Here is a 6,454-nt window from a genome sequence, read left to right on the forward strand (position 1 = left end):
GGGTTGGGGTGGGGTTTTAATGGCAACTACATTGCTTTTACTCATCACATTTTCACCAGCATCAGCCCTGCCCTTAACCCCAGCGCAACGTTCGGGTTCGGGAACAGCACGACTTCTTCCTCTGCTTCCACCTTGTAAGTTTTGCCGCTTTCTTTTGCGATCACAAAACCCTGCCTGAACGCCGTAAAATTCAACGCATCAGCCGGGATAAACAGCTGAAAATCGTCCTGTGAGCGGATCACATCCTGCACCACGCGGTAATGCACCAGCGGCGCGGCAGCTTCGCGTGCGGGCAACGGTTCGCCGCTGACCAGCGCTTCCAGCGCACGGCGGATACCGGTGAACTGCGTGTGGTCGTTACTGCCAAACGGCAGCGCTTTGCCCAGTTCCAGCGTGCAACTGTCGGCCTGAAAAACCTCGCTGCTAAAGTGCGTGAATGTTCCTCCGGGCGAACGATGATGCACCAGCGCATCCAGCCCGGCGGCGTCGAGCCACGCAAGCATCGCTGCGCTTTTCGCTCGCGTCTGTAACGGCAATAACCCGAAACGCACATGCTTTGAACCACGGATCGCCGTGTGCAAATCATAGTGGAATCGCTCAGTTGTCCCTGCGGCGGTGGCGCTGCGATAAAACAATGCCATCACCTGTTCAAGTTCCTGCGCCCGGCGGGTTTCATTATCAGGTGTATAACGCGCGTGACGTCCGCCAAACATACGGTTCATATCGGCACCGGTAAACCGCTTATTGATACGCATTGACGGCGGATTGCCCAGTAATACCAGCAACCGGACCCGCAACAACCTTTCACCTGACAGCAGTTCGCTGACCAGTTGATTAAGCAGTTCAACAGGCGCAGTTTCATTACCGTGAATACCGGCAGAAATCACCACCGCCGCCTGACAGGGCTGACGCGGTGAAAGCTCAAGAATGCCTTCGCCGCGCCATTGCCAGTCCAGCGTTTCGGTTTGTCCTGCAGGTTCAGTCACCGCGTCGCCGGACAGCGTCGTCGCCAGTAAATCAAACATACCTTCACTCCTGTGATGGCTCAGCGCTGGAACGGATAAATCGCACCCAGCCCGAGAATAGTCGTCAGCTCGTCGAGCGCAGTGCGCACTTCGGTCAGAAGCTGCGGATCAGCCAGATCTTTAGCCTGCATCCGGTCACGATAATGCGTATCCACCCAGGTATTAAGCCGCGTGAACTGGTTGTCGTTCATCAGCGAAGCCACATTGATGGCATTAAGTTCGTTGCGGTTGAGCGCCACACGCAGACGCAGACACGCCGGACCACCGCCGTTGCGCATGCTTTCGCGCAGATCAAACACTTCAAGCTGATCGACCGGACCACCGCTGTCTTTCAGTGCAGAAAGATACGCCCAGACGCCGGTGTGCTGGCGGGATTCTTCCGGCACCACCAGCAGCATTTTGCCGTCGGATTTGGTCAGTAACTGGCTGTTAAACAGATAGGTCGCGACCGCATCGTCGAGAGATACTTTCGACTGCGGCACTTCAACCGGGCAGAAATCCAGCTCAAGCGCCGCCATTTTGCGGCGGATTTCCTCCAGCGCTTTGCCTGAATTGACAAACGCCTGCTCGTGATGGAAAAGCACGTTACCGTTACTGACAGAAATGACGTCATTATGGAAAACGCCGCTGTCGATGGCTTGCGGATTTTGCTGAATAAACACCGTGCGTTTTTCATCAAGCTGATGTAAACGCGCCACGGCGTCACTGGCTAAACGGGTCTGGCGTGCCGGATAACGCACCGGTTCGTTCCCGCCGGTCGCCAGCCCGTCACGTCCGTAAACAAACACCTGCACCCCAGGTTTATCGTACGCACCACATAACCGGTTGTGATTCGCCGCGCCCTCATCCCCCAGCGCAGCCACCTGCGGCAGCGCATCATGATGAGCAAAATATTTATCGGCATGAAAGGTCGCGCGCAAAATGGCAGACGTGGTTTCTGCCTCAATGGCCCGGTGGAATTTATTGTTCAGGTTGGCGACCGTGAAATGCACACGCCCGTCCGCGCTGTCGGCTGAAGGCGACACCGTGGCCGCATTGGCTACCCACATGGAAGACGCCGAACTCAGTGACGACAGCAAACGCGGCGAATAAGCCTGCGCTTTGGCCAGCACCTCCCGATCGCTGCCACCAAAGCCCATTTTTCGCAACGTGCTCAGATGCGGACGTTCGTGGGGTGGCAAAATGCCCTGCGCAAAACCCAGGTCAGCCAGCGCTTTCATTTTCAGCAAGCCCTGTTTTGCCGCCAGACGCGGATTCGCCACCGTATCCTGGTTTTTAGTCGAGGCTTCATTGCCAAACGACAACCCGGCGTAATGGTGCGTCGGGCCAACTAATCCGTCAAAATTTGCTTCACATCCAGACATTCCTGTCTCCTCAGATTGTACGGAAATCAATACCTGGCGACAGCGTCGCAGGGAGTTCCAGTTTGTCCGTTTCCAGCGAGGCCATCGGCCAGGCACAATAATCCGCCGCATAATATGCGCTGGGACGATGGTTACCCGAAGCGCCGATCCCCCCAAAAGGCGCATTGCTTGATGCACCGGTCAGCGGTTTATTCCAGTTCACAATGCCCGCCCTGGCTTCTAACAATAGCTGCTCAAACTGATCACGATCAGCAGAGATAAGCCCGGTGGCGAGCCCGAAACGCGTCCGGTTGGCGAGGGCGATGGCATTATCAAAATCGCTGTAACGGTAAATGCTCAGCAACGGGCCGAAATATTCTTCATCAGGAATACCGGCCACGCCGGTCAGATCGATAATGCCCGGCGTCAGGACCGTATTCAGCGGGTCCGGGCGTGTCAGCAACAGCAGCGGCTTTCCGCCCAGCGCCAGCAGCCCGTCCTGCGCTTTCAGCATATTGCGTGCTGCAACGTCAGAAATCACACCCCCCATAAACGGCTGCGGCGTGTCATCCCATCCCCCGACCCGCAGTTGCATGGTGACATCAAGCAAACGCGCAATAAATGCATCACCCGCCGCTCCCTCTTTCACCAGCAGACGGCGGGCACAGGTACAACGCTGTCCGGCAGAAATAAATGCTGACTGAATAGTCAGATTAACCGCTGCATCAATATCCTCTACCGGCTCGACAATCAGCGCATTATTGCCGCCCATTTCCAGTGCCAGAATTTTTTCAGGCTGACCGGCGAGCTGACGGTGTAACTGATAGCCGGTACCTGCGCTGCCGGTAAACAGCAGGCCGTCGATATTATCGCAGGCTGCCAGCGCCTCACCGGTGCTGCGACCGCCTTGTACCAGATTCAGAACGCCTTCCGGCAATCCGGCTTGCTCCCACAATTTCACCGTTTCTTCGGCGGTTTTGGGCGTCAGTTCGCTCGGTTTAAACACCAGCGTATTCCCCGCCAGCAAAGCCGGAACGATATGGCCGTTCGGCAGATGGCCGGGGAAATTGTACGGACCAAAAACGGCCAGCACGCCATGGGGACGGTGGCGCAGCACGGCTTCACCGTCGGGCATTGCGGTGTGTTTTTCGCCAGTGCGTTGCTGACAGGCTTCCAGTGAAATGGCGACCTTGCCGATCATGGCCTGAATCTCTGTCAGCGTTTCCCAGCGCGGTTTGCTGGTTTCCTGACTGATGATTTCCGCCAGCCGGGTTTTGTGTTCCGTCAGTAAATCCGCGAAACGCTTAATCACCTCAGCACGTTGGGTCACGGTTTTACGTGCCCATGCAGGGAATGCCGTGCGTGCGGCTGTACAGGCGGCCCCGACATCTTCAGCACTGGCGCTCAGCGCCGACCACAGCAATGTATTATCGGCCGGATTAGTTTTGTTCAGTTGCGCGCCTTGTCCGCTGCGCCACTGGCCCTGAATAAAAAGTGCAGGTTGCATCATGCGAGACTTTCCTTTTTGAGAAACTGGGTTGCAGGAGCCGGGGTATCACCCGGGAAAAGCGCCACGGCACGCAGGGTATCGCCCTCGCGCAGACTGAGCAGGTCAGCTTCGCGGCCATTAAGCGTCAGAGAATGCGGCGAGTCGCCGCCCGGCACCAGTAAGGCACGGAAATTCTGATATTGCTCATTGGCGACCAGATACAGCGGCTCGTCCCGCCCGCTGCGATGTTCCGCCAGCCGGACAGGCAGCAGACAACTTTCCTTTACCGCGCGTAACTGATCGATTTCACCTTCGAGCGTCGGGCCGGCATCAAAAATATCCACATACCCTTCGTAACGAAGCCCTTCACCTTCAAGCACAGCACGCGCCGGGGCGGTTTGCGGATGCACTTCGCCGATCACCTCACGCGCCTCGTGACTGAGCAACTCGGTATATAAAGGATGCTTTGGCATCAGTTCGGCAATAAAGGATTTTTGTCCCATACCGGTCAGACGGTCGGCTTCGGCGAATTCCATACCAAAAAAATGCCGTCCGACGCTGTCCCAGAACGGTGAATGACCGTTGTCGTCAGACATACCGCGCATCTCCGCAATCACCTTGCGGGAGAAGTGCTCACGAAATGCCGCCAGGAACAAAAAACGGACTTTCGATAACAATTGTCCGTTTTTGCCGTGGCGGTAGTCCGGGTCGAGAAACAACGTACAAAGTTCGGTATAACCGGTGTGATCATTACTGAGAAAAAGCGTCGGCACCGGTTTATAAATGTTCAGGCTTTTGGAGGCATGCACCAGCGTGCCAAGGCGAAAGTTGTACCACGGTTCACTGAGCCCGACCGCCACTTCGATGGCACTGACGCCCACCACTTTTTTCTGTTCAGTGTCTTCGAGTACGAACAGATAACCTTGCTCGGCTTTATCCAGGCGACCTTCCCAGGTCGCCACTGAGCGCTCAATGCGCCCGCGTAAATGCGCTTCATCCTTGGGCAAAGACGTTAAACCGATGCCGGTTTTGCCTGACAACTGCAGGATGTCGGCGAGATCGCCGGGCCGCACAGGTCGAATCAACATCATGATGTTTTACCTCATTTATCCCAAACAATCACACGCACAGGCGCGCAACGGCACGCTCAAGCCGGTTCAGCCCTTCTTCAATATCCGCACCCGGAATAATCAGTGATGGCGCAAAACGCAGTACGTTAGGCCCGGCAATCAGGGCGATCAGTCCTTCTTCGGCCGCCAGCGTATTGAGCTGTTTGGCCTGATCTTTATACCGTTCGCTCATCACTGCACCTAACAGCAGCCCCTGCCCGCGCACCTCACTGAACACCCGATAACGATCGTTGATGCGCTTAAGGCCATCGGCAAACCACTGATGACGCTTTTGCACACCTGACAACACCTCCGGCGTGTTAATCAGCGCAAAGACTTTTCCCGCCACCGCCGTTGCCAGCGGGTTACCGCCGTAAGTGGTGCCGTGCGTACCCGGCTGGAATAACGCGGCATAACGGTCAGTGGTCAGCATCGCACCAATCGGGAAACCGCCACCCAGCGCTTTGGCACTGGTCAGAATATCCGGCACGACACCATAATGCTGATAGGCATACAATTCGCCGGTGCGCCCGACGCCGGTCTGCACTTCATCGAAAATCAGCACTGCCTGATGTTTGTCACACAACTCACGCAGGCCTTGCAGAAATTCCGCCTCTGCCGGCACCACGCCACCTTCCCCCTGGATCGGTTCAACGATCACCGCACAGGTGCGGGAAGAGATCTGGCTGGCCACCGCTGCCAGATCGTTAAACGGCAGATGGGTAATGGCCTCTGGCAAGGGGGCAAAATCTTCAGAATATTTCGGCTGACCGCCGGTAGTGACGGTAAAGAGCGTGCGGCCATGGAATGCGTTTTTGAAGGCGATAATTTCGTTTTTTTCACCGCCGGTTTTATTGCCGTAAAGCCTGGCCAGTTTCAGCGCCGCTTCGTTGGCTTCTGCGCCGGAGTTACAGAAAAATACTTTGTCCGCAAAAGTGGCGTCGATCAGTTGCTTTGCCAGCCGCAGCACCGGTTCATTGGTGTAACCGTTGCCCAGGTGCCAGACTTTATCCGCCTGCTCATGCAGGGTTTTACGAATTTCAGGGTGCGCATGTCCGAGTGCATTCACCGCAATGCCGCCGGCGAAATCGACATAATCTTTGCCCGCCTGATCCCACAGCCAGGATCCTTCGCCGCGCACAGGAATAAATGCCGCCGGCGCATAAACCGGTACCATCCAGTCATCAAAGTTCTGGCGGCTGACGTTTTGCGGCTGCTGTTGGTGTTCCATATAAACCTCTTATAAGCTGATTTCAGGGTGCACGCGCCCGTCCCCCATACAGACGGGAAATGCACCGGGTTCCGATGTTTTTGCACATTTAGCGGGCAATCACGCTGGCGAGAAATGACAGTTATTAATTTGTTATTTAAAAGTTAATAAATAATCTCACTCAGTCTCATCATAGATTGCACTCTTCATGCCAGCAAAGGAAAAAAGTGAATAAAAAAAGTGAGGGCTAGAAAAAACAACCACTTAATACCTGCCAT

General features: G+C 55.6%; 5 protein-coding genes. All 5 read right to left on the reverse strand.

Annotated elements, in window-relative coordinates; genetic code table 11:
* Positions 1–44 precede the first annotated feature (44 nt).
* Genes astE through J1785_RS04570 form a run of 5 tightly spaced genes read right to left on the reverse strand, consistent with a single transcriptional unit; the run spans position 45 to position 6,197 of the window.
* The gene (gene astE / locus J1785_RS04550; RefSeq protein ID WP_217218909.1) at positions 45–1,025 is read right to left on the reverse strand and encodes a succinylglutamate desuccinylase; all 981 of its coding nucleotides are present in this window, start codon (positions 1,023–1,025) and stop codon (positions 45–47) included.
* A gap of 20 nt (positions 1,026–1,045) precedes the next feature.
* Positions 1,046–2,389, reverse strand: coding sequence for an N-succinylarginine dihydrolase (gene astB, locus J1785_RS04555; protein WP_217218910.1), 1,344 nt, complete (start codon positions 2,387–2,389; stop codon positions 1,046–1,048).
* Between the two features lie 10 nt (positions 2,390–2,399).
* The gene (gene astD, locus J1785_RS04560) at positions 2,400–3,878 is read right to left on the reverse strand and encodes a succinylglutamate-semialdehyde dehydrogenase (protein WP_129952626.1); all 1,479 of its coding nucleotides are present in this window, start codon (positions 3,876–3,878) and stop codon (positions 2,400–2,402) included.
* Entirely contained in the window at positions 3,875–4,948 is a 1,074-nt protein-coding gene (astA, locus tag J1785_RS04565) for an arginine N-succinyltransferase (RefSeq protein ID WP_129991898.1), read from the reverse strand. Before astA ends, astD begins: the two co-directional genes overlap by 4 nt.
* 28 nt (positions 4,949–4,976) lie before the next feature.
* Positions 4,977–6,197: an aspartate aminotransferase family protein gene (locus tag J1785_RS04570; RefSeq protein WP_129991899.1), complete on the reverse strand. Its 1,221-nt coding sequence runs from the start codon at positions 6,195–6,197 to the stop codon at positions 4,977–4,979.
* Positions 6,198–6,454 lie beyond the last annotated feature (257 nt).

Origin of the sequence: Rahnella perminowiae (genome assembly GCF_019049755.1) — a bacterium.
Lineage (GTDB): Bacteria > Pseudomonadota > Gammaproteobacteria > Enterobacterales > Enterobacteriaceae > Rahnella > Rahnella perminowiae.